Below are 21,772 nucleotides of genomic sequence, written 5' to 3' on the forward strand. Positions count from 1 at the left end.
GGTCTGCATGCTAGGCGCTGACACTCGACGGCCCCAAGAGCGCCTTCAGGTCCGCAACCAGGGAACCCGAGTGTTGCACCCGCAGACGATCATCCAAGCGCCACAAGGTCGCCCGCTGCGGGCTGAGCAGGCGCAAGCGGACCTCCTGGGACCCGGGATGCTGCCGCAAGGTGAACTTCAACTGCTCTACCACCTCGGGGGTGCAGCGGGCTGTCGGCAACGAGATCGTCACCGGGCCCGCTTGAGAGGTGCTGACATCGGGGAAGGAGACATCCGAGGCGGTGAGTTCCACCGACTCGTCGCGTTCACGCAGGCGCCCGCGGATCCGCACCACCACGTCGGTCCCCAGCGACATCGCCACCGGCGCATACGCCTTGTTGAATACCATGACCTCGATAGCGGCTTCCAGATCCTCCACCGTCAAGATGGCCCAGATCTTGCCGTCCTTGGTCTGCTTGCGTTGGATGCCGGTGATCATGCCGCAGATCGTGACCGTGCCCTCCTTGGGGCCGTCCTCTGCGCCCAGGTGAGCGATGCTCACGTCCCTGTTGGCGGCCAAAATGTGTTCCAGCCCCTGGAGCGGATGATCGCTGACATAGAGGCCGAGCATCTCTCGCTCGAAAGCCAGGCGGGTCATCTTCTCCCATTCGGGAAGCTCCGGCACTGGGGAGGCGGCCAACGCGCCCGCCCCCGCGTCGTCGTCGCCGAAGAACTCGCCGAACAGGTCATCTTGACCGTTGGCCTGGTTGCGCTTGAGGTCAACGACCTCGTCCACCTTCTGCTCGAAGACCTCCATCAGGCCTCGGCGGGTGTGCCCCATCGAATCGAAGGCGCCCGCCTTGATCAGCGACTCGATGACCCGCTTGTTGCAGACCACCGCAGGAACCTGATCGAGGAAGCCATTGAAGTCCTTGGCGCGGCCATGCTCTTGACGCGCCTCCACGATCCCCCCAACGACGTTGTTGCCGACGTTGCGGATCGCCCCCAGCCCGAAGCGGATGTCGGAGCCGACAGGGGTAAACCGTCCCTGGGATTCGTTCACGTCCGGTGGAAGGACGTGGATGCCCATGCGTCGACACTCGGCCAGGTAGATGGCCGACTTGTCCTTGTCGTCACGGACCGACTCCAGCAGGGCAGCCATGTACTCGGCTGGATAGTGCGCCTTCAGGTAGGCCGTCCAGTAGGACACCACCCCGTAGGCGGCTGCGTGAGACTTGTTGAACCCGTACGCGGAGAACGGGACCATCGTCTCCCACAGGGCCGCGATGGCCTCGGAGGAATAGCCATTCGCCTTCATGCCGGGTTCGAAGTTCGCGAACTCGGCATCCAGCACGGACTTCTTCTTCTTGCCCATGGCCCGCCGGAGCAAGTCGGCGGCGCCCAGACTGTAGCCCGCCAACTCCTGAGCGATCTGCATGACCTGCTCTTGGTAGACCAGCAGGCCGTACGTCTCCCCCAGCAACTTCTCCAGCGCTTCGCTGAGTTCGGGGTGAATGTGCGTGACCGGCTGCTGGCCGTTCTTGCGCATGGCGTAGTTGACATGGGTGTTGGTACCCATCGGGCCGGGCCGGTACAGGGCACCGAGCGCGGTGATGTCGGCGAACTTGTCCGGACGCATGAGCCGGCACAAGGCCCGGTAGCCCGAACCATCGAACTGGAACACGCCCAGCGTGTCCCCGCGCGTCAACAAGTCGTAGGTGTCAGCATCGTCGGGTTTGCGGGCCAGCGCGTCCAGATCGAGATCCACCCCGGCGTTGATCTTCACGTTGCGCACCGCATCGTCCAAAATGGTGAGGTTACGCAACCCCAGAAAGTCCATCTTGACCAGGCCCAATGTTTCGCACGTCGGGTAGTCGAACTGGGTGATGATCTGCCCGTCTTGTTCCCGCTTCATGACGGGAATGACGTCCATCAGGTTGCGGCTGGACATGATGACGCCAGCCGCGTGAACGCCCCACTGCCGCTTCAGCCCTTCGATCCCGCGGGCGGTGTCGACGACCTGCCGCACCTCAGGCTCGGATTCGTAGAGTTCACGAAACTCGGTGCCTTCGCCGTAGCGGTCGTGCTCGGGGTTGAACACGTCGGCGATCGCGACGTCCTTGCCCTGCACGGGCGGGGTGTAGACCTTCGTGATCTGCTCACCCAGCGCGTACGGCTTTCCCAGGACGCGACCCGCGTCCTTGATCGCCTGCTTGGCCTTAATGGTGCCGTAGGTGACGATCTGGCAGACCTTGTCGTCGCCGTACTTCTCGGTGACGTACTTGATGACCTCGCCACGACGACGCTCGTCGAAGTCGACGTCGAAGTCGGGCATCGAGGGGCGTTCTGGGTTCAGGAAGCGCTCGAAGATCAGGCCGTGGGGGTGCGGGTCGAGATCGGTGATCCGCATCGCGAACGCGCACATCGAACCGGCGCCCGACCCACGCCCGGGCCCCACCCGGATGCCGTTGTTCTTCGCCCACAAGATGTAGTCGGCCACCACCAGGAAGTACCCGGCGTAGCCCTTGCCGATGATGATGCCTTCCTCGTACTCGGCTTGGCGGATCGCGTACTCGGGGACGCCATCGGGGAAGCGTTCGTGCAGGCCACGGTCGACCTCTTTGACGAACCAGGACTCTTCGGTTTCCCCTTCGGGCACCGGGAAGGCAGGCATGTAGATGCCTGTGCCCTCATCGAACTCGGTGCTGCACCGCTCGGCGATCTCCAAGGTGTTGTCGCAGGCCTCGGGGAGATTGCTGAACAGTTGCCGCATCTCCGCGGGGCTCTTGAGGTAGTAGCCCGACCCGTCGAACTTGAACCGGCCAGGGGTGTCCTTGTTCGAACCGGCGCTCACGCACAAGAGGGTGTCGTGGTCCTCGGCGTCCTCGGCGTGCACGTAGTGCAGGTCGTTGGTTGCGACCAGCGGCAGGTCGAGTTGCTTGGCCAGCCGCAGCAGATCAGCCCGGACGCGGGTCTCGATGTCGAGGCCGTGATCCATCAACTCAACATAGAAGTTGCCCTTGCCGAAGATGTCACGGAACTCGGCCGCCGACTCCACCGCCTGCTCGTACTGGCCTAGCCGCAGGTAGGTCTGCACCTCACCAGAAGGGCATCCCGTGGTAGCGATGAGCCCCGGCGCGTAACGGTTCAGCAGTTCCCGGTCGGCGCGGGGCTTGTAGAAGAACCCCTCCAGCGACGACAGCGAACTCAACCGGAACAGGTTGTGCATGCCCTCCTTGTTGGAGGCCCACATCGTCATGTGGGTGTAGGCGCCCTTGGACGCGACGTCATCGCCGGTACCGTCGCCGAACTGGACGCGCTTGCGCTCGCTGCGGTGCGTCTTCGGCGTCAGATAGGACTCCAGGCCGATGATCGGCTTGACGGAACTCCCCTTGGCCGTGGCGTACCACTCGTGCGCGCCAAATAGGTTGCCGTGATCGGTGATCGCCAGGGCACGCATGCCCATCTGCTCACAGCTCTTGACCAGGTCTTTGAGACGTGCGGCACCGTCCAACATCGAGAACTCCGAGTGGCAGTGCAGGTGAACGAATTCGTCGCCCATAAGTGTGGTTCAACCTCCCAGGGGCCCAACCCTAGCCGGTGCTGGCGACAATCCCCGACGCAGTGCCGCGGTGCGTCGGGGCGCCTGCTTGCGTCCGCCTCCCGCGCAGCGAAGACTGCCCACGGATCACCTTCGACGAGCGTCAGGAGCACCCCCATGGACCTTTCCCTGATCGGCGCACCCACCGATGTCGGCGCCAGCGTTCCCGGTTGCAGGCTGGGCCCCGGTGGGCTCCGCATCGCCGGGATCGGCACCGCGCTGGCCGCCCTGGGTCACGATGTCGAGGACGTCGGTGACCTCGTGGGCCCGCCCAACCCCCGGTTGAGCCCCGTCGATGGGTACCGGCATCTTCCCGAGGTCACCGCGTGGAACATCGCCGTGCGCGACGCCGTCGCCGACGCTTTGCATCGTGGTCGCCTGCCGATCCTGCTCGGGGGTGATCACAGCCTCGCGGTGGGCTCAATCTCGGCGGTGGCCCGGCACTGCCGCGCCGAAGGACGACGGCTGCTTGTGGTGTGGGTGGACGCCCACGCCGACATCAACACGGCCACCATGACGCCTTCGGGAAACATCCACGGCATGCCGGTTGCCTGTCTTCTCGGCTTCGGTCCCGAGATCCTGACCGGGCTCTCAGGGCAGGTTCCGGCCCTCACGCCGGCCGATGTGCATCAGGTCGGTTTGCGCCGCGTCGACGCGGGCGAGAAGCGCTTTCTCGTCGAGCAGGGTCTCAGCGTGTACGACATGCGCTTCATCGACGAGGTGGGGATGCGCGAGGCCCTGCGTCGTGCTCTGGCCGACGTGGACGAGAACACCCACGTCCACCTGTCCCTCGACGTGGACTTCGTGGATCCGGCGGTCGCCCCCGGGGTCGGCACCCCGGTGGTCGGTGGGCCGACCTACCGCGAGGCGCAACTGTGCATGGAGATGATCGCTGACACCGGGCGTCTGCGGTCCCTGGACGTGGTGGAAGTCAACCCTGCCTTGGATGTCCGCAACACCACCTCCACCCTGGCGGTGGATCTCGTCGAGAGCCTGTTCGGGAAATCCACCCTGCTCCGGATGACCCCGCACCCCAGCGCCACCTAGGCGTGGGCGAGTTTGGTGGAGGTGGCCAGGTTGCGCACCGTGGTCACCAGCGGGACCAGAGCGCGAGACACTCCCGCCGCCAGTTTCGATGAGCCCTGCCCGCGTCCCAAGCGCAGGTAGGCGAACTCCCCCATGACGGCCACGTCCTCGCCGGGGACCGCCAGGGCGAGCAGTCGGGTGTGCGCGTCGTGATCGATGCGCCCCGAACAGAACGCGATGGCGACCGGCGAGGTGTCAGGGAACGGACACGCCTCCCCCGCGTGCAGCAGCGCCTCTTGCGTGAACACCACGGTGTCGACGCTGAACCCGAACGCGTCGGCCATGGCCGATTCGGCGACCGACTTCACGTGCGACGCCTCCCCTTCGCTGGAGACGAGCAGGTTCCCCCACGCCAGCAACGTGGCAGGGTTCTCCAGCCCTGCGGCGGTCATCACCTGGCGCAGCCGAGCCATCGGCACGCGGCGATGCCCTCCGACGTTGACGCCGCGCAACAGCACCGCATACCTGGTCATCTCCCTGCCTTCCTCGGGGGTGAGTTCAGGCTCGGTGGTCGTCCCACGATGAAGGCGGGCGCCTCTCCGCAGACGTGACATCGTCTCGGGAGAAACGCCCGCCTCGCACCGGTCTAGACCACCAGCGGCCGGTCGGTCGGCTGGATGGGCTTGGGCAGGTTCGAGGAGCCTTGAAGGTAGGCGTCCACGCCGTTGGCCGCACTGCGGCCCTCCGCGATCGCCCACACGATCAGGGACTGGCCCCGGCCTGCGTCACCGGCCACGAACACCCCCGGCACCGTCGTTTGGAAGTCGGCACCCCGCACGATGTTGCCTCGTGCATCCAGATCCACACCCAGTTCAGCGACAACCCCGTCCTGCTGCGGCCCGACGAAGCCCATCGCCAGCAGCACCAGGTCGGCTGGGATCTCCCGCTCCGTTCCCGGGACGGGGGTGAGCTTGCCGTCGACGAACTCGACCTCGGTCAGGCGCAGTGCGGTCACCTGACCGTCGCGGCCCACGAACTCCGTGGTGGACACGGCGAACTCGCGATCGACCTCGCCCTCCTCGTGGCTCGTGCTGACCCGGAACAGCATCGGATAGGTCGGCCACGGCTGACCGGCCGGACGATCCTGCGGCGGTGCCGGCATGATCTCCAACTGGGTGATCGACGCGGCGCCTTGACGCAGAGAGGTCCCGATGCAGTCAGACCCGGTATCGCCGCCGCCGATGACGACCACGTGCTTGCCGGTCGCGACGATCTGATCCTCCACGGACTGCCCGACGGCGACACGGTTGGCCTGCGGCAGAAACTCCATCGCCTGATGGATGCCCGCCAGGTCACGGCCGGGCGCGGGAAGGTCACGCGGGACGGTCGAGCCGATCGCGAGCACCACGGCGTCGAACCGGTCGCGCAGTTGCGCTCCCGTGATGTCGACGCCGATAGTCGTGCGTGGTTTGAAGACGGTGCCCTCTTGGCGCATCTGCTTCAGCCGCCGGTTGAGGACCTTCTTCTCCATCTTGAACTCGGGGATCCCGAATCGGAGCAGCCCGCCGATGTCGTCGGCTCGCTCGTACACCACCACGGTGTGTCCGGCCCGGGTCAACTGCTGGGCGGCGGCCAGGCCCGAGGGCCCTGACCCCACGACGGCGACCGTCTTGTTGGTGTGCCACTCCGGGACGACCGGCACGACGCGGCGATCATCCCAGGCCTTGTCGGCGATCGCGACCTCGACGTTCTTGATCGTGACGGGTTCGCGGTTGATACCCACCACGCAGGCCGTCTCGCACGGAGCCGGGCACAGGCGCCCGGTGAACTCCGGGAAGTTGTTCGTGGCGTGCAGCCGGTCGGTGGCCGACCGCCATGCGTCCCGGTAGATGAGGTCGTTCCATTCCGGGATCAGGTTGCCCAGCGGGCAGCCCTGATGACAAAACGGGATCCCGCAGTCCATGCAGCGTGACGCCTGCTGCCGAATGATCGGCAAGACGGCGCGCCCCGGGGAGCCCGGGTACACCTCGTCCCAGTCGGCGGCCCGGTCGGTGACCGGACGCCGCTCGGCGACTTCGCGGGGAACCTTGATGAAGCCCCTGGGATCAGCCATGAGCGGCCTCCATCATCTTCTGAGTCGTGTCGTGTTCGTCCAGGCCGTCGGCGGCCGCTTGGTCGCGGGCGGCAATCACGCGTGCGTAGTCGCGTGGCAGCACCTTGGTGAAGCGTCCTGCCCAGGCGGCGGGGCCCTCATCGAGCAGAGACTGTGCCACCGTCGAGCCGGTGGCTTCGGCGTGCTTGCGCAGCAGCGTGGCGATGCGGTCCACATCCGAATCGGTCAGCTCTGCCGCGTCGACCAACTCGGTGTTGAGACGTGACCGGTCCAGATCCAAGATCCAAGCCAAGCCACCCGACATGCCCGCGGCCACGTTGCGGCCCGTGGGGCCCACGATGAGCGCTTCGCCGCCGGTCATGTACTCCAGCGCGTGGTCGCCCACGCCCTCCACCACGGCGGAGGCACCCGAGTTGCGGACGCAGAAGCGCTCCCCCACCTGGCCGCGAATGAAGAGTTCGCCGGAGGTGGCGCCGTACCCGATGACGTTGCCCGCGATGATCTGTTCGGCTGGGACGAAGCGTGAGGCCTCATCCGGCCGCACGATCAGGCGTCCACCTGAGAGCCCCTTGCCGAAGTAGTCGTTGGTGTCGCCGATGAGCCGCAGCGTGACGCCCCGGGGAAGGAACGCCCCGAAGCTCTGTCCGCCCGTGCCGATCAGGGTCACGTCGATGGTGTCCTCGGGCAGTCCCTTGCCGAGCGTCGCCTTGGTGACGGCGTTGCCGAGCATGGTGCCCACCGTGCGATCCACGTTCGAAACGCGTCCGGTGATCGTCACCGGCGTCCCGTCCGCGATGGCCGCAGCGGCCTGCTCGATCAACTGGTTGTCCAGCTTGGCGTCCAGGCCGTGGTCTTGCGTAGTGACGCAATGCAGGGCCGAGTCGGTCTCGATGCGGTGCAGGATCGGTCGAAGATCCAGGCCTTCGGCCTTCCAGTGCTCGACGGCCTCTTTTGTCTTGAGGACCTCGACGTGGCCGACGGCCTCCTCGATGCTGCGGAAGCCGAGTTGCGCCAGCAACTCACGCACCTCCGTGGCGATGAACTCGAAGAAGTTGACCACGTAGTCGGCGTGGCCGGAGTACTTCTCCCGCAACTCCGGGTTCTGCGTCGCGACGCCGACCGGGCAGGTGTCGAGGTGACACACGCGCATCATGATGCAGCCGCTGACGACCAGCGGTGCGGTCGCAAAGCCGAACTCTTCTGCCCCCAGCAGCGCTCCGATCACGACGTCGCGGCCGGTCTTCAACTGGCCATCGACCTGGACGACGATCCGGTCGCGAAGGCCGTTCAGCAGCAGGGTCTGTTGCGTCTCGGCCAGGCCCAACTCCCACGGGCCCCCCGCATGCTTCAGCGAGGTCAGGGGTGCTGCCCCGGTGCCACCGTCGTGCCCGGAGATGAGCACCACATCGGCCTTGGCCTTGCTGACACCCGTCGCGACGGTCCCCACGCCGACCTCGGAGACCAGCTTCACGTGGATGCGGGCGACCGGGTTGGCGCACTTCAGGTCGTGGATGAGTTGCTTGAGGTCTTCGATCGAGTAGATGTCGTGGTGCGGCGGTGGGCTGATCAGCCCCACGCCCGGGGTGGAGTGGCGCGTCTTCGCCACCCACGGGTACACCTTCTGGCCTGGCAGCTGACCGCCCTCGCCGGGCTTGGCACCTTGGGCCATCTTGATCTGGATGTCGTCGGCGTTGGTGAGGTAATCACTGGTCACCCCGAACCGGCCCGAGGCGACCTGCTTGATCGCCGAGCGCCGTGCCGGATCGTGCAACCGCTCGGGATCCTCGCCACCTTCACCGGTGTTCGACTTGCCGCCGAGGCGGTTCATGGCGATCGCCAGCGTCTCGTGGGCTTCTTGGCTGATGGACCCATAGCTCATGGCCCCGGTGGAGAAACGCTTCACGATGGCGCTGATCGGCTCGACCTCCTCCACGGGGATCGGGGTCCGGGAATCCAGGTCGAACTCCAGCAGCCCGCGCACCGTCATCAGGCGCCGCGACTGATCGTTCACCCGCGACGTGTACTGCTGGAAGATGTCGAACCGCTTTTGGCGCGTCGCATGCTGCAACCGGAACACGGTCTCCGGATCGAACAGGTGCGGCGGCCCCTCGCGGCGCCACTTGTACTCCCCGCCCACGGCCAGGGTGCGGTGGGCCTGAGTGCGGCGATCGATCGGATACCCGACGTCGTGGCGTGCCTGGATCTCGCGTGCGATCTCGGGCAGGCCAATGCCCTCGACCCGGCTCGGGGTCCCGATGAAGTACTTCTCCACCAAGGCGGAGGAGAGCCCCAGGGCCTCGTAGATCTGCGCACCGGCGTAGGAGGCGATGGTGGAGACGCCCATCTTGGACATCACCTTCAGCACGCCCTTGCCCAGGGCCTTGCGGACGTTCTTGACGGCCGTCTCCGGGTCGACGGTGACGAACATCTCTCGCCGGGCCAGATCTTCGGCCGACTCGAACACCAGGTAGGGGTTCACGGCAGCCGCGCCGTAGCCGATGAGCAGCGCGACGTGGTGCACCTCGCGGACGTCCCCGGCCTCGACGATCAAACCGACCTGCGTTCGGGTCTTGTCGCGCACCAGGTGGTGGTGGACGGCCGCGGTCAACAGCAGCGACGGGATCGGCGCCATGTCGATGTTGCTGTGGCGATCGGACAAGATGATCGTCCGGCAGCCGCGGTCGATCGCCGCGCTGACTTCGGCGCAGATCTCCTCCAGTCGCCGTTCGAGTTCCTCGGGGCCGCCCAGCAGACGGTAGACGCCGCGCACCACGTACGCCTCGTACTGGGGCTGACTGCCGTCGCGGTTGATCCGGACGAGCTTGGCCAGTTCGTCCGAATCCAGCACGGGGTAGCCGATGACGATCTGGTGACACGACTGGGGCCCGGCCGAGAGGAGGTTCGCCTCGGGGCCGAACGACGCGCGCAACGATGTGACCAGTTCTTCGCGGATCGCGTCCAACGGCGGGTTGGTCACCTGGGCGAACAACTGGATGAAGTAGTCGAACAGGAGTCGCGGACGGTCCGACAAGACGGCCAGAGGGGTGTCCGAACCCATGGAACCGATCGGCTCGGCTCCGGTCTGCGCCATGGGTGCCACGATCATCTTCAGTTCTTCGTGGGTGAACCCGAAGACCTGCTGACGGCGCGTGACCGAGGCATGGCTGTGGACGACGTGCTGGCGTTCGGGCAGGTCGGAGAGTTCGAGGCGCTCGGCGATCCACTCGCCGTAGGGTTCGGCTGCGGCCAGCGTCGACTTGATCTCGTCGTCGTTGATGAGCCGGTGCTCGGCCAGATCGACCAACAGCATGCGGCCCGGCTGCAGGCGGCCCTTCTCGATGATCCGCTCGGGCTCGATCGGCAAGACGCCCGCCTCGGAGGCGAACACCACCAGGCCATCGTCGGTGACCCAGTAACGCCCCGGACGCAGTCCGTTGCGGTCGAGGGTGGCGCCGATCTGGGTGCCGTCGGTGAAGCACACCGAAGCGGGGCCGTCCCAAGGCTCCATGACAGAAGAGTGGAAGCTGTAGAAGTCCCGGCGGGCCGGATCCATGTCGGCGTTGTTCTCCCACGCCTCGGGGATCATCATCAGCACGGCGTGGGGCAGGGAACGCCCGCCCAGGTGCAGCAGTTCGAGCACCTCGTCAAACGAGGCGGAGTCGGATCCCTCGGGGTTGCAGATCGGGAACAGCCGGTTCAGGTCGCCGGGGATGAGGTCGGTGGCCAGCAGCGCTTCGCGGGCCCGCATCCAGTTGCGGTTGCCCTTGACCGTGTTGATCTCGCCGTTGTGGGCGAGCAGGCGGTAGGGGTGCGCGCGCTCCCACGAGGGGAAGGTGTTGGTGGAGAAGCGCGAGTGGACCAACACCAGTGCGGAGGTGGTCCGCTCGTCGTTGAGGTCGTCGAACACCTCAGCCAGTTGCTGCGTGGTGAGCATGCCTTTGTAGACCAGGGTGCGAGCCGACAGGGACGCGAAGTAGATCCCCGCCTCGTGCTCGGCCCGCTTGCGCAGCGGGTAGACGGCACGGTCCAGGTCGATCCCTGCGGTGCCGCGGGGCCCGGTCACGAACAGTTGCTCGAAGTGCGGCATGACGGCCCGCGAAATGGGGCTCAGCGTCTCGTCGTGGGTGGGAACCGCACGCCACCCGATGACGCGCAGGCCCTCTTCGATCGCCAAGTATTCGAGCTGGCGCTTGGCCGCGGCGCGTGCCACTTCGTCTTGCGGGAGGAACGCGACGCCTGCGGCGTATTCGCCCACGGGGGGCAGGGAAAAGTCGACCGTGTCGCGGAAGAGGGCATCGGGGATCTGCAGGAGCATGCCCGCCCCATCCCCAGCGCGCTCATCGGCGCCGGTGGCCCCTCGATGGTCGAGGTTCTCCAAGGCGAGCACGCCTTGGGCGACGATCTCGTGGGTGGGCGTGCCGCTCAAGTGAGCGACGAACGCCACGCCACAGGCGTCGTGCTCGAAGTCGTGCCGGTACAGCCCCTCATCGGGGCGGTGCGGGAAAAGCTGATTCATCTGTGTCTCCGTTCCAGCGGGCTTTGTGGCAGCCGCCTGTGTGGACGACCTTCCTGGCCACACCGCATGGTGCGCAGCGACACAATAAGCCACGCGCGGAGCCGGTCCATAACCGGAGATTCCCTGCGTCCAGAATCCGGACGCGAGCCTCAGAGTACGGGTGTGGGAGTCAGCTCGTTCCCTCAGGCGACGCCGCCTCGCCCTCTCCCCGGACAGCCCCGGGCTCGGGGTCTCCCGGCGTAGCGGAGGTGCCCTCCCCACCTTCGTGCTCAGCCGTCGTGGCGGCGGCGTCGTCGGTGTCCGACGTGCTTTGCTCCACGTGCGCGGGCCCCCCGGTCCCGCGACGCTCGACCCACGGCTCACGCCCGGGGCGCACTCGGGTCAGGACCAGGAACAGGACCAGCCCGGCGACGGCGATCAGCAGCGCGGTCACCTGGTTGGTGCGCAGCGGCCCGAAGTAATAGCTGAAGTCGGTGCGGATCCCTTCGATCCAGAACCGGCCCGACCCATACACCACCATGTAAAGGCAGAACAGCTTGCCCCACCCCAGCTTGAAGCGGCGGTCCAGCCACAACAGCAACGCTGCGCCCACCAGGTTCCAGGTCATCTCGTAGAGGAACGTGGGTTGGAAGGTGGCGACGTCGCGGTACTCCGGGGGCCGGTGCGCCACATCGATCTCCAGCCCGAGCGGGCCGTTGTCGGGGCCGCCGAACAGTTCCTGGTTGAACCAGTTGCCCAGCCGCCCGATGCCTTGGGCCGCCAGCAGGCCGGGCGCCAGCGCGTCCGCAAACGACGTCAGCCGGGCCCCGGTGATCCGACACGCGATGATCGCGCCGATCGCCCCGCCCATGAGGGAGCCGAAGATCGCGATCCCGCCCTCCCAGATGAACAACGCACTGATCGGGTTGCGTCCGGGGGCGAAGTAGTCGTCCCAGTGCGTGATCACGTGATAGATCCGCGCCCCGATGATGCCGGACGGGATCGCCCACAACACGATGGTCTCGAACGTCTCGGCCAGACCGCCGCGGGCCACCCAGCGCCGCGTCCCCAGCCACCACGCGAACGCGATCCCGCTGAGCAGGCACAACGCGTAGATGTGCAGGGTGAACGGTCCCAGCGTGAACTGGCTGATTGGCGGGCTGGGGATCGACGCGATCGGGTTCATCAGCGCCCCCGCACCCCGGCGGTCAGATCCCCCACGACCCGGCGCAGGGCCTTCGTGTCGTCGGGGGTTCCGGCGTCCTCGGCGTCCAGGAGTGCCTTCACCAAGGCAGAACCGACGATCACACCGTCGGCGAAGGTGCCCACTTCGCGCGCCTGGTCGCCGTTGCTGACGCCGAGCCCGACACCGATGAGGGTGTCGGGCGCCAGCGTGCGGATGCGCGCGACCAGTTCGGGCGCCGCAGAACTCGTGGTGGTGCGAATGCCGGTGACGCCCATGATGGCCGTGGCGTACACCCACCCGCGGCAGGCCGCCGTCGTGCTGAGGATGCGCTCATCGGTCGAACTGGGGGCGACCAGGAAGATGCGATCCAGATCGTGCGCGTCGGAGGCAACCATCCATTCCTGGGCCTCATCGGGTGTCAGGTCGGGGGTGATCAAACCTGCACCGCCCGCGTTCGCGAAGTCGCGCGCGAAGGCGTCCACCCCATAGCGGTCGACCAGGCTCCAATACGTCATGCAGACCGCGGGCGTCCCGGTGGAGGCGACGGCTTCGACGGCAGCAAAGACGTCGCGAGTGCGGACGCCGCGACGCAGCGCAGTGGTGCCCGCCCGTTGGATCACGGGGCCGTCCAGCATGGGATCGGAGTAGGGCAGGCCGATCTCTACCAGGTCGACGCCCGGTGAGTCGCCGTCGGTACACAGCGCCTTCAAGGCGTTCAGCGAGGTCGGCACGTCGGGGTAGCCGACAGGAAGGTAGCCGACGAGTGCGGCGCGGCCCCGCTCCTTGGCGGCGAGGAAGGCGCGGCCTGAGTGTCCTGGGTTGGTGAACGTCATCAGAAACCTCCCACCGTCTCATCGGGGGTTCCGTCGAAGCCGAACCACTCCAAGGCCGTGCTGACGTCCTTGTCGCCGCGCCCCGAAAGGCAGACGCAGATCAGCGGTTCCAGGTCGGGCTGCTCCTCAGCTAACCGGCGCCCCAGCCGCAACGCCCCGGCAACCCCGTGCGCGGACTCGATCGCGGGCAAAATCCCCTCGGTCTTGGTGATGAGCTCGAACGCGTCCATGGCTTCGACGTCGGTGATGGGCTCGTAGTGGGCGCGCCCGGTGGAGGCGAGCCAGGCGTGTTCGGGGCCGACCCCGGGGTAGTCCAACCCTGCCGAAATGGAGTGGGACTCGATCGTCTGCCCGTCTTCGTCTTGGAGCACATAGGTGCGCATCCCGTGGAGGACGCCGACGCCCCCGCCGGTGATGGACGCCGCGTGACGCCCCGTGGCGATGCCGTCGCCCTCAGCCTCGAACCCGTACAGGCCCACGCCGGGATCGTCGATGAAGTCGGCGAACATGCCCATGGCGTTCGACCCACCGCCCACGCAGGCGGCGACCGCGTAGGGCAGTTCCCCATAGCGCTCAAGAATCTGGGCGCGCGCCTCAGTGGAGATGACCCGCTGGAACTCCCGGACCATCCGCGGGAAGGGTGCGGGGCCCGCGACGGTACCGATGAGGTAGTGCGTGGTGTCGACCGTGGAGACCCAGTGACGCATCGCCTCGTTCATCGCGTCTTTCAGGGTCGCCGAACCCGACTCGACGGCGATGACCTCTGCCCCCAGCAACTGCATCCGGGCCACATTGAGGGCTTGACGGTCGGTGTCGACCTTGCCCATGTACACCCGACATTCCAGGCCCAGTAGGGCGGCGGCGGTGGCCGTGGCGACCCCGTGCTGGCCGGCCCCCGTCTCCGCGATGACGCGCGTCTTGCCCATGCGCTTGGTCAGGAGCGCTTGGCCCAGCACGTTGTTGATCTTGTGCGAGCCCGTGTGGTTCAGATCCTCGCGCTTGGCAACCAGGCGGGCTCGCCCCGCATGCTGCGACAGGCGCGGGAGGTCCGTCACCGGGGTCGGCCGCCCCGAGTAGTCCCGCCGCAAGGCGTCCAGTTCCGCGATGAAAGCGGGGTCGGCCATCGCCTCGTCGAAGGCGGCGTCCAGTTCGCTTAAGGCCTTGTGCAGGGCTTCGGGCACATACTGCCCCCCGAAGATCCCATAGTGGCCAGCCTTATCCGGTAGCCGTTGCGGTGCGCTCACGCGATCACTTCCCCTTCTGTGCGGCGGTACCCGCCGCGATGAACTGTGCCACGGCCCTGCGTGGATCGCCGTCCTTGACGAGGGCCTCCCCCACCAAGACTGCGTCCGCCCCAGCCGCCGCGACCCGCTCCACGTCGGCAACGCTGAGCAGCCCCGACTCGGCGACGCGGACGCGATCGGGCGGGATGAGCGCCGACAGCCTCTCAAACTGGGCGATGTCGACCTCGAGTGTGTGCAGGTTGCGGTTGTTGACGCCGATGAGGCGTGCCCCCAGGTCGACCGCGCGCCGGACCTCCTCGGCCGTATGTACCTCGACCAGGACGGTCAGCCCCAGGCTGGTCGCGAGCGCATACAGCCGTGCCAGGTCCGCGTCGCTCAATGCGGCGACGATCAGCAACACCAGGTCGGCGCCCGCCGCGCGGGTCTCCCACACCTGGTAATCGGTCACCACGAAGTCTTTGCGCAGGATGCCGACGTCGACCGCCGCGCGTACCGCTGCAAGGTCGGACAGGTCTCCTCCGAAGCGGCGACGCTCGGTCAGCACCGAGACGGCGCTGGCGCCGCCCGCAGCATAGGCTCGCGCGAGGGCTGCCGGGTCGGGGATGTCGGCCAACGCCCCCTTCGAGGGCGAACTCCGCTTGACCTCCGCGATCACCGAGAGCCCGGGGGCGCCCAGGGGCCCCAGCATGTCGCGGGGAGCGGGCATCGTCGCCACGATGGTCTGCAGTTCCGTCAGCCCCACCTGGGCCTGCCGCTCGGCGAGGTCCTCGCGCACCCCCACCACGATGTCGTCGAGGACACCCATGTTGCCTACTCCGTTCCGTAACCCATCTTGTGCAGCGTCCCGCCGACGATCGGCGCGAGAATCAGCAGCGCGAACCCGACGAAGACCACTGTCCAGTTGATGTCCATGAAGAACCCGACGGTGCCGACAATGGAACCAAGAATCGCGATGACGGAACTAGCCCACCCCGCGGGGGACCTACCGTGATGGTACTTCTCCTGCGCGACCGTCATGTGAGTTCTCCTTCCCGCCCGGTGACATCAGCGCCCCGGTCGGCGTCGTTGGTCGTGGGGTCCTCCCCCGCATCCATAGCTTTCCAAGCCGCGAGTGGGTCTGTCATCTCCGACGCGCGTCGCGACGCCGGACGCCCCCGCCTGGGGGGTCGCCACATCAGCCACGCGGCGGCGACGCAGACCCCGACGCCAGCCACCCCGAAACCCACCGGCCACAGTGTCGAGACCGGCTCACTCATCACGCTGATGCCCACCTGGTTGGACGCGATCACGGCCTCTGCGACAGGCAAGGGAGCACTCAGCCCGAGGATGGCCATGCCCAGACCCGCTGCAGCCGCAGCCCCAGCCATGACGCGCGTTCCGACGCGACCGAGCATGAGCGTCGCCAAGACTGCGGACAGCGCGACGCCCGGCAACGCGGCGGCCAGGCCGCCCGTCCCTGCCGCGCCGGAGATCTCGACATCGTTCAGTGTTCCGGTGATGCCTGTCGTGGTGGCCCGCCACCAACCCGCCTGCCCGACAGCCAAGCCCGCCACGGCGGCAGCAGAGACCACCAGGCGTGGGTCAATCCGCATCGCTCAGCCGCCGGATGTCCGCCGCTACTGCGACGGCGCGCAGCGCCGCGGCCGCCTTGTTTCGCGACTCGAGATCCTCCGAGGCGGGCACGGAGTCAGCCACGATGCCCCCACCGGCCTGCACGTAGGCGCGTCCGTCTTTGAGCACGGCCGTGCGGATGGCGATCGCGACGTCGGAGTTGCCTGCGAAGTCGAAGTACCCCACGACTCCCCCATAGAGGCCTCGGCGTGAGGTCTCCAGGCGGTCGATGATCTCCATCGCACGGACCTTGGGGGCGCCCGACAAGGTGCCGGCGGGGAAGCAGGCCAGCGTGGCCTCCAGCGCGGTACGGCCAGGACTCAAGGTGCCCGTGACCGTCGATTCGAGATGCATGATGTGGCTGTAGCGGCGCACCTGCATGAACTCGACCACGCTCACCGTCCCCGGGACGCAAACCCGCCCCAGATCGTTGCGCCCCAAGTCGACCAGCATGAGATGTTCGGCTCGCTCTTTGGGGTCGCTACGCAGGCGTGCCTCGTTCTCGGCGTCCTGTTGAGGCGTCGCTCCGCGTGGCTGGGACCCGGCAATCGGGTGGGTCAAGACGTGCTGGTCCGCGACCGTGACCAGCGCCTCAGGGCTGGAACCCACGATGCTCAGCCCCTCCAACCGCAGCAGGTATAGGTAGGGGCTGGGGTTACTGAGCCGCAGAACCCGATAGACGTCCAGCGCATCGGTCTGTGAGGGGGTTTCGAAGCGCTGGCTGACGACGATCTGGAAGGCTTCCCCGGCCTTGATATCGTCGACGGCTTCCCGCACCGCCGCGGCGAACTCCGGCTCGCTGCGCTGGCGGGTGACGTCGATGCTGTCCGGTTCGTGCGGCGGCAAGGCGAGCAGCGACTCGGCCGGTTCGGACAGCCGCGCCACCATGGCCTGCACCCGCGCGACGGCGTCGGCGTGGGCGGCCTCCAGCCGCTCGCTGCTGTCGTCGAAGTTGATGGCGTTCGCGATCAGCCACACCTGCCGAGTGTGGTGGTCGAGCACGGCCAGGTCAGAGGCCAGCATCATCACGAGTTCGGGGATGCCGAGATCGTCGGGGTTGGCGTCGGGCAGGTTCTCCAGGCGCCTGACCACGTCGTAGCCCAAGTAGCCCACCATCCCCGAACTCAGCGGCGGCAGGTCGGGATCCAGCGGCGTGTGCAGGCGCTCCAAGGTCACCGCGAGCGCCTCCAGCGGATCCCCGCCCTCAGGAAGGCCCGCGAGTGGACGCCCGGCCCATCGGGCCTGCCCCTGGTCTTCATACAGCACGGCTGCGGAGTTGACGCCCACGATCGAGTAGCGGGAGAAGACACCTGCCTCGGCCGATTCGAGCAGGAACGTGTTGTCTCGCTGACCGCACAGGCGGTGGTACAGCCCGATGGGGGTGAGGTCATCGGCGAGCAGCCGCGTCCAGACGCTGATGACGCGACGACCCTCACTGGCGGCGGCCGCGAACCCGGCCAGGTCGGGGGTGATCGTGACGCTCACGCCTCCTCCTCCAGCAGAACGCGCGCATCGAAGCACGTCCGGTCGCCGGTATGGCAGGCCCCGCCCACCTGATCCACGCGCAGCAAGACCGTGTCTGCGTCACAGTCGAGTTGGACGCTGCGCACGTGCTGGGTGTGCCCGCTGGTGGCGCCCTTGATCCACAACTCGGATCGGGACCGCGACCAGTAGGTCGCCTCGCGGGTCGCGAGCGTGCGGGCGAGTGCTTCGTCGTTCATCCACGCCTGCATGAGCACCTCGCCTGTGGTGGCGTCCTGAACGACGGCGGCGACAAGCCCCGCCTCGTTGCGCTTGAGGGCTCCGGCGATCACCGGGTCGAGCGTGTGAGACATGCCCGCCATTGTTCCACGGTGTCGCCCACGGGACTTCTCGGTTCCGTCGGGCGGGGTGGGAAGGCGATCGCCTGACGGGAGTTGCGCTCCCCCCATTGGGGCCGACTACGCTCGCTCTATGGGATTCGCAAAGCTGGAACGGGCGGCCCTGTGCGCCGCGTTGGATGCCGTCGATCCGGGAGCACCAACGCTGTGCGAGGGATGGAACGCCCATGACCTCGCCGCGCATCTGTGGCTGCGGGAAAATGACCCCCTGTCGATGCCCGGCATGTTCCTACCAGCCCTCAGCGGCGTCACCCGTTCGCGCACCGAGCGGCTGTTGCGCCGCTGGGACTACCGCGAACTCGTGGACCGGATCCGTCGTGGTCCGCTCCCGCCCTCCCTGTTTGCCCTGCCGGGTGTCGACGAACTCGCCAACACGGCGGAGTTCTTCATCCATGGCGAGGACGTACGCCGCGCCAACGGCGACGGCCCCCGGGTGACCACCCCGGCGTTCGAGAACCAGGTGGCGCGCAGCCTGGCCTCGATGGCGAAGCTGTTTCTGCGCGATGCCCCCAGTGGGATCGTGTTGGAGCGCAGCGACACCCACGAACGCCTGCGCGTCCTGCCCGGCGCCACGACCATCACGCTCGTCGGGGTCCCCTCGGAACTGTTGCTGTTCGCCTCGGGCCGCATGTCCGTGGCCGAGGTGCGGGCCATCGGCGACGAGGCCGATGTGGCCGAGTTGTACGCCCACCACCAAGGGATGTAGCGAACCGCGGCCGTCCCCCGGTTCACCTGCCAGATAGGGACACCAACAAACCAGCGACGCCGCCCCCGGCGGGAGCGGCGTCGCTGGTTTGTGTCCGTGCTTCAGCGCTGGACGCGGGCGTTGCCCTTCCACATGTCCCAGACCTGCTTCTCGTCCGCGGGCATGCCGTAGTCGTAGAGGGAGGTCGCGGCCAAGGCGCCGGTGGCCCAGCCGAACTGGGCGCACTTCTCGACGTTCCAACCCTGCAGGATGCCGTACAAGACGCCGCCCACCGACCCGTCGCCGCCACCGATGCGGTCCATGACGTCGATGCCGCGCAGCGGGGCCAGGTAGAACTCGCCGTCGTTCCACAGCAGGATGCCCCACTGGTGTCGGTTGGCGCTTTCGACTTCGCGCAGCGACGTGCCGATCCAGTGCGCGTTCGGGTAGGCGTCCTTGATACGCCCGATCATGGCCTTGAAGTCTTCGATCTTGGCCTCGATGGAGTCGCCGCCCGCCTCCGGGCCCTCAATGCCGAGGCACAGCTGGAAGTCCTCTTCGTTGCCGTAGAGGATGTCGCAGTTCTCGGCGATCTCGTGGAAGGCTGCCGACAGTTCCTCTTCGCGGCCCTTCCAGAAGGTGGCGCGGTAGTTCAGATCCATCGCGACGGCAGTGCCGTGCGCCTTGGCGGCCTTGGCCAGCGCCACGCAGAACGCGGACGTGGACGGGCTCAGCGCGGCAATCAAACCGGACAGGTGAAGGATCTTGACGCCCTCGTCGCCGAACAGGCGATCAAGATCGAACTGGTCCAACGCAAGATCCCGGCCGACCTCGCCAGCGCGGTCGTTCCACACACGCGGGGCCCGGCCACCAAACCCGGAGTCGGCGATGTTGAACTGGTGGCGGTACCCCCACGCGTCGCCCTGGGGGAAGTCCTTGCCCTCATAGGCCAGGTTCCGCTTGCGGAGGTCGGCTTTGATGAGCGTGGAGATCGGAGAGCCCTCAACGAACGCGGTAAGGACCTTGGCGGGCTCACCCAGGTAGGACACGACGGTCGCGACGTTCGTCTCGGCGCTGGTGGCCTGCAGGAAGAACCGGTCGCTGGTGTGGACGGGTGCCCGGTTCTCGGGGGTGATCCGCACCCCCATGGAGGTGGGAACGACCAGGGACCACTGAGCATCTTCGCGGAGTTCCATCAACGACCTTTCGACGGTTGCAGGCAACGGTGTTGCCAGCTTAGGCCTCGGGCCCGGATCCCGTCTGCGTGTTGCCGTCGCCGTCCTGCAGGGTTGCCGTGCGCCACGTCCACCAGCCGACCGCGATCCCGACGGCGTCCGCGATCGCGTCGCCGATATCCCCGCTCCGGCCAGGGAGGAACAGCCCCTGGACGACCTCACTGACGACGAGTTGAACCACCATCAGCGCCATCACCAGCCGCAGATCGAACACCCGCAGCAGCGCCCACGTCGCCAGGGCGAAGATGATGATGTGGCCGATCTTGTCGACGAACGGGATCCCGTCCACACCGACATCGGGCAGGCTGGGGGCATACAGCGCCCAGAACTGCACCCCGACGGTGATGACGACCAGCACCCAGTCGGCCAGCTTCCGCTGCTGCTCCCCCATCCTTAGGCCAACCGCTCCAAGATCAGCTCACGCACGCGGGCCGCGTCCGCCTGACCGCGCATCGCCTTCATGACGGCACCGATCAACGCTCCGGCAGCCTGAACCTTTCCGGCCCGGATCTTGTCGGCGACATCCGGCTGTGCGGCGATGACGGCATCGACGGCCTCCCCCAGCGCCCCGTCATCGGAGACCACAGCTAGCCCCCGAGAGGCGACGACCGCGTCCGGGTCGCCCTCTCCGGCGAGGACGCCCTCGAACACCGAACGAGCGAGCTTGTCAGTTAACGTCCCGGCATCCACCAAAGCCTGGACGCGCGCCACCTGCGCCGGGGTGATGGGGAGGTCTGCCAGTTCAGCGTCTGTTTCGTTGGCACGGCGCGCCAATTCGCCCAGCCACCACTTGCGCGCCGAGGACGCCGACGCTCCCGCGCCCACGGTGGCATCGATGAGATCCAGCGACCCAGACGTACCGACCACGTCGCGCATTTCCAGATCGGTGAAACCCCATTGCGTTTGCAGCCGGGCTCGGCGCTGGGCGGGCGGTTCGGGAAGGGTCGCCCGCAGTTCCTCGATCCAGGCGGCGCTGGGCGCAACCGGCACCAGATCCGGCTCAGGGAAGTAGCGGTAGTCCTCGGCCTGTTCCTTCGAGCGGCCCGGGCTGGTCCAGCCCTGCTCGTTCCAGTGCCGGGTCTCCTGCGTCACCGAGCCGCCCGCGCTCAGCAGGGCGCCCTGGCGACGGATCTCGTAACGCAGCGCATCCTCGACCGCACGCAGCGAGTTCACGTTCTTGGTCTCGGTGCGCTTGCCCAGTTCGGTCGCCCCCTTCGGAGCCAGCGAAATGTTGACGTCGCAGCGCAGGTTTCCGGCCTCCATCCGCGCATCGGAAACCCCCAGCGCCACCATGAGGTCACGCAGGTGAGCCAGGTAAGCCCGGCCCACGTCAGGAGTGTGAGCGCCCAGGCCACCGATCGGCTTGGTCACGATCTCCATCAGCGGGGTCCCGGCCCGGTTGTAGTCCACCAGGCTGTAGTCGGCATCCTGGATGCGTCCGCTGGCCCCGGCGTGGGTGAGCTTGCCCGCATCCTCCTCCATGTGGACGCGTTCGATCTCAATGCCATAGGTCTGCCCGTCCACCAGCAGATCGACGTGCCCGTCAAAGCAGATGGGTTCGTCGTACTGCGAGGTCTGGAAGTCCTTGGTCATGTCGGGGTAGAAGTAGTTCTTGCGCGCGAACCGGCTCCACGGGGCGATGGAGCAGCCCAGCGCCAAACCGATCCGGATCGCCGACTCCACCGCGCGGCCATTAACGACCGGCAACGATCCCGGCAGCCCCAGGCAGACCGGGCACACCTTCGTGTTGGGCTCGCCCCCCGGAGAGTTGTCGCAGGCGCAAAACATCTTGGTGGCGGTGTTCAGTTCGACGTGCACCTCCAGCCCCAGCGTCGGATCGAAGCGGGCCAGCACCTCGTCGTAATCCATCAGCTCTGCCATCAC

General features: G+C 67.2%; 16 protein-coding genes and 1 pseudogene. 2 read left to right on the forward strand and 15 right to left on the reverse strand.

Features of this window, described 5'->3' with window-relative positions:
- Nucleotides 1-10 precede the first annotated feature (10 nt).
- Nucleotides 11-3,541 (reverse strand): DNA polymerase III subunit alpha, encoded by a 3,531-nt coding sequence (gene dnaE / locus C1706_RS02185; RefSeq protein WP_129457548.1) that lies wholly within the window; start codon nt 3,539-3,541, stop codon nt 11-13.
- A 156-nt stretch (nt 3,542-3,697) separates the two neighbouring features.
- Here dnaE and rocF point away from each other — a divergent pair, with 156 nt between their 5' ends.
- Entirely contained in the window at nt 3,698-4,627 is a 930-nt protein-coding gene (gene rocF / locus C1706_RS02190; protein ID WP_129457549.1) for an arginase, read from the forward strand.
- Here the strand turns inward: rocF and C1706_RS02195 are convergent.
- The 11 genes and pseudogenes from C1706_RS02195 to hisI all read right to left on the reverse strand — a co-directional run bounded on the left by C1706_RS02195 (nt 4,624) and on the right by hisI (nt 17,923).
- Nucleotides 4,624-5,139 carry a DUF1697 domain-containing protein gene (locus C1706_RS02195; RefSeq protein ID WP_164987387.1) on the reverse strand — a complete coding sequence of 172 codons (516 nt, stop codon included), beginning with the start codon at nt 5,137-5,139 and terminating at the stop codon, nt 4,624-4,626. The two genes, rocF and C1706_RS02195, sit on opposite strands and share 4 nt — an antisense overlap.
- Before the next feature lie 113 nt (nt 5,140-5,252).
- Nucleotides 5,253-6,719: a glutamate synthase subunit beta gene (gene gltD, locus C1706_RS02200; protein ID WP_129457551.1), complete on the reverse strand. Its 1,467-nt coding sequence runs from the start codon at nt 6,717-6,719 to the stop codon at nt 5,253-5,255.
- Complete coding sequence (gltB, locus tag C1706_RS02205) at nt 6,712-11,235, reverse strand: glutamate synthase large subunit (protein WP_129457552.1); 4,524 nt, start codon at nt 11,233-11,235, stop codon at nt 6,712-6,714. Before gltB ends, gltD begins: the two co-directional genes overlap by 8 nt.
- 376 nt (nt 11,236-11,611) lie before the next feature.
- Nucleotides 11,612-12,400, reverse strand: a pseudogene (gene lgt / locus C1706_RS02210) (prolipoprotein diacylglyceryl transferase); the annotation flags it as partial.
- Complete coding sequence (gene trpA / locus C1706_RS02215; protein ID WP_129457554.1) at nt 12,400-13,233, reverse strand: tryptophan synthase subunit alpha; 834 nt, start codon at nt 13,231-13,233, stop codon at nt 12,400-12,402. The pseudogene lgt and the gene trpA, both read right to left, overlap by 1 nt.
- Nucleotides 13,233-14,477, reverse strand: coding sequence for a tryptophan synthase subunit beta (gene trpB / locus C1706_RS02220; protein ID WP_129457555.1), 1,245 nt, complete (start codon nt 14,475-14,477; stop codon nt 13,233-13,235). The genes trpA and trpB overlap by 1 nt, the downstream gene beginning before the upstream one ends.
- Before the next feature lie 4 nt (nt 14,478-14,481).
- Nucleotides 14,482-15,282, reverse strand: a complete 801-nt coding sequence (gene trpC / locus C1706_RS02225; protein WP_129457556.1) for an indole-3-glycerol phosphate synthase TrpC — start codon at nt 15,280-15,282, stop codon at nt 14,482-14,484.
- A gap of 5 nt (nt 15,283-15,287) precedes the next feature.
- Nucleotides 15,288-15,494, reverse strand: a complete 207-nt coding sequence (locus C1706_RS02230) for an HGxxPAAW family protein (RefSeq protein ID WP_129457557.1) — start codon at nt 15,492-15,494, stop codon at nt 15,288-15,290.
- Nucleotides 15,491-16,069, reverse strand: a complete 579-nt coding sequence (locus tag C1706_RS02235) for a Trp biosynthesis-associated membrane protein (RefSeq protein WP_129457558.1) — start codon at nt 16,067-16,069, stop codon at nt 15,491-15,493. Before C1706_RS02235 ends, C1706_RS02230 begins: the two co-directional genes overlap by 4 nt.
- Nucleotides 16,059-17,573: an anthranilate synthase component I gene (locus tag C1706_RS02240; RefSeq protein WP_129457559.1), complete on the reverse strand. Its 1,515-nt coding sequence runs from the start codon at nt 17,571-17,573 to the stop codon at nt 16,059-16,061. Before C1706_RS02240 ends, C1706_RS02235 begins: the two co-directional genes overlap by 11 nt.
- A complete protein-coding gene (gene hisI, locus C1706_RS02245; protein ID WP_129457560.1) occupies nt 17,570-17,923 on the reverse strand; it encodes a phosphoribosyl-AMP cyclohydrolase in 354 nt (117 codons plus the stop codon). Before hisI ends, C1706_RS02240 begins: the two co-directional genes overlap by 4 nt.
- A gap of 118 nt (nt 17,924-18,041) precedes the next feature.
- Between hisI and C1706_RS02250 the strand changes: the two genes are divergently transcribed.
- Entirely contained in the window at nt 18,042-18,674 is a 633-nt protein-coding gene (locus C1706_RS02250) for a TIGR03085 family metal-binding protein (RefSeq protein WP_164987388.1), read from the forward strand.
- A 101-nt stretch (nt 18,675-18,775) separates the two neighbouring features.
- Here C1706_RS02250 and C1706_RS02255 read toward each other — a convergent pair whose 3' ends face one another.
- The 3 genes from C1706_RS02255 to gatB are packed head-to-tail and all read right to left on the reverse strand — an operon-like array spanning nt 18,776 to nt 21,769.
- Nucleotides 18,776-19,849 carry a PfkB family carbohydrate kinase gene (locus tag C1706_RS02255; RefSeq protein ID WP_129457562.1) on the reverse strand — a complete coding sequence of 358 codons (1,074 nt, stop codon included), beginning with the start codon at nt 19,847-19,849 and terminating at the stop codon, nt 18,776-18,778.
- 40 nt (nt 19,850-19,889) lie between these two features.
- Nucleotides 19,890-20,279 carry a VanZ family protein gene (locus tag C1706_RS02260; RefSeq protein ID WP_129457563.1) on the reverse strand — a complete coding sequence of 130 codons (390 nt, stop codon included), beginning with the start codon at nt 20,277-20,279 and terminating at the stop codon, nt 19,890-19,892.
- Nucleotides 20,280-20,281: 2 nt separating this feature from the next.
- Nucleotides 20,282-21,769, reverse strand: coding sequence for an Asp-tRNA(Asn)/Glu-tRNA(Gln) amidotransferase subunit GatB (gene gatB / locus C1706_RS02265; RefSeq protein WP_129457564.1), 1,488 nt, complete (start codon nt 21,767-21,769; stop codon nt 20,282-20,284).
- Between the last annotated feature and the right edge of the window lie 3 nt (nt 21,770-21,772).

Source organism: Propioniciclava flava (genome assembly GCF_004126535.1).
GTDB lineage: Bacteria > Actinomycetota > Actinomycetes > Propionibacteriales > Propionibacteriaceae > Propioniciclava > Propioniciclava flava.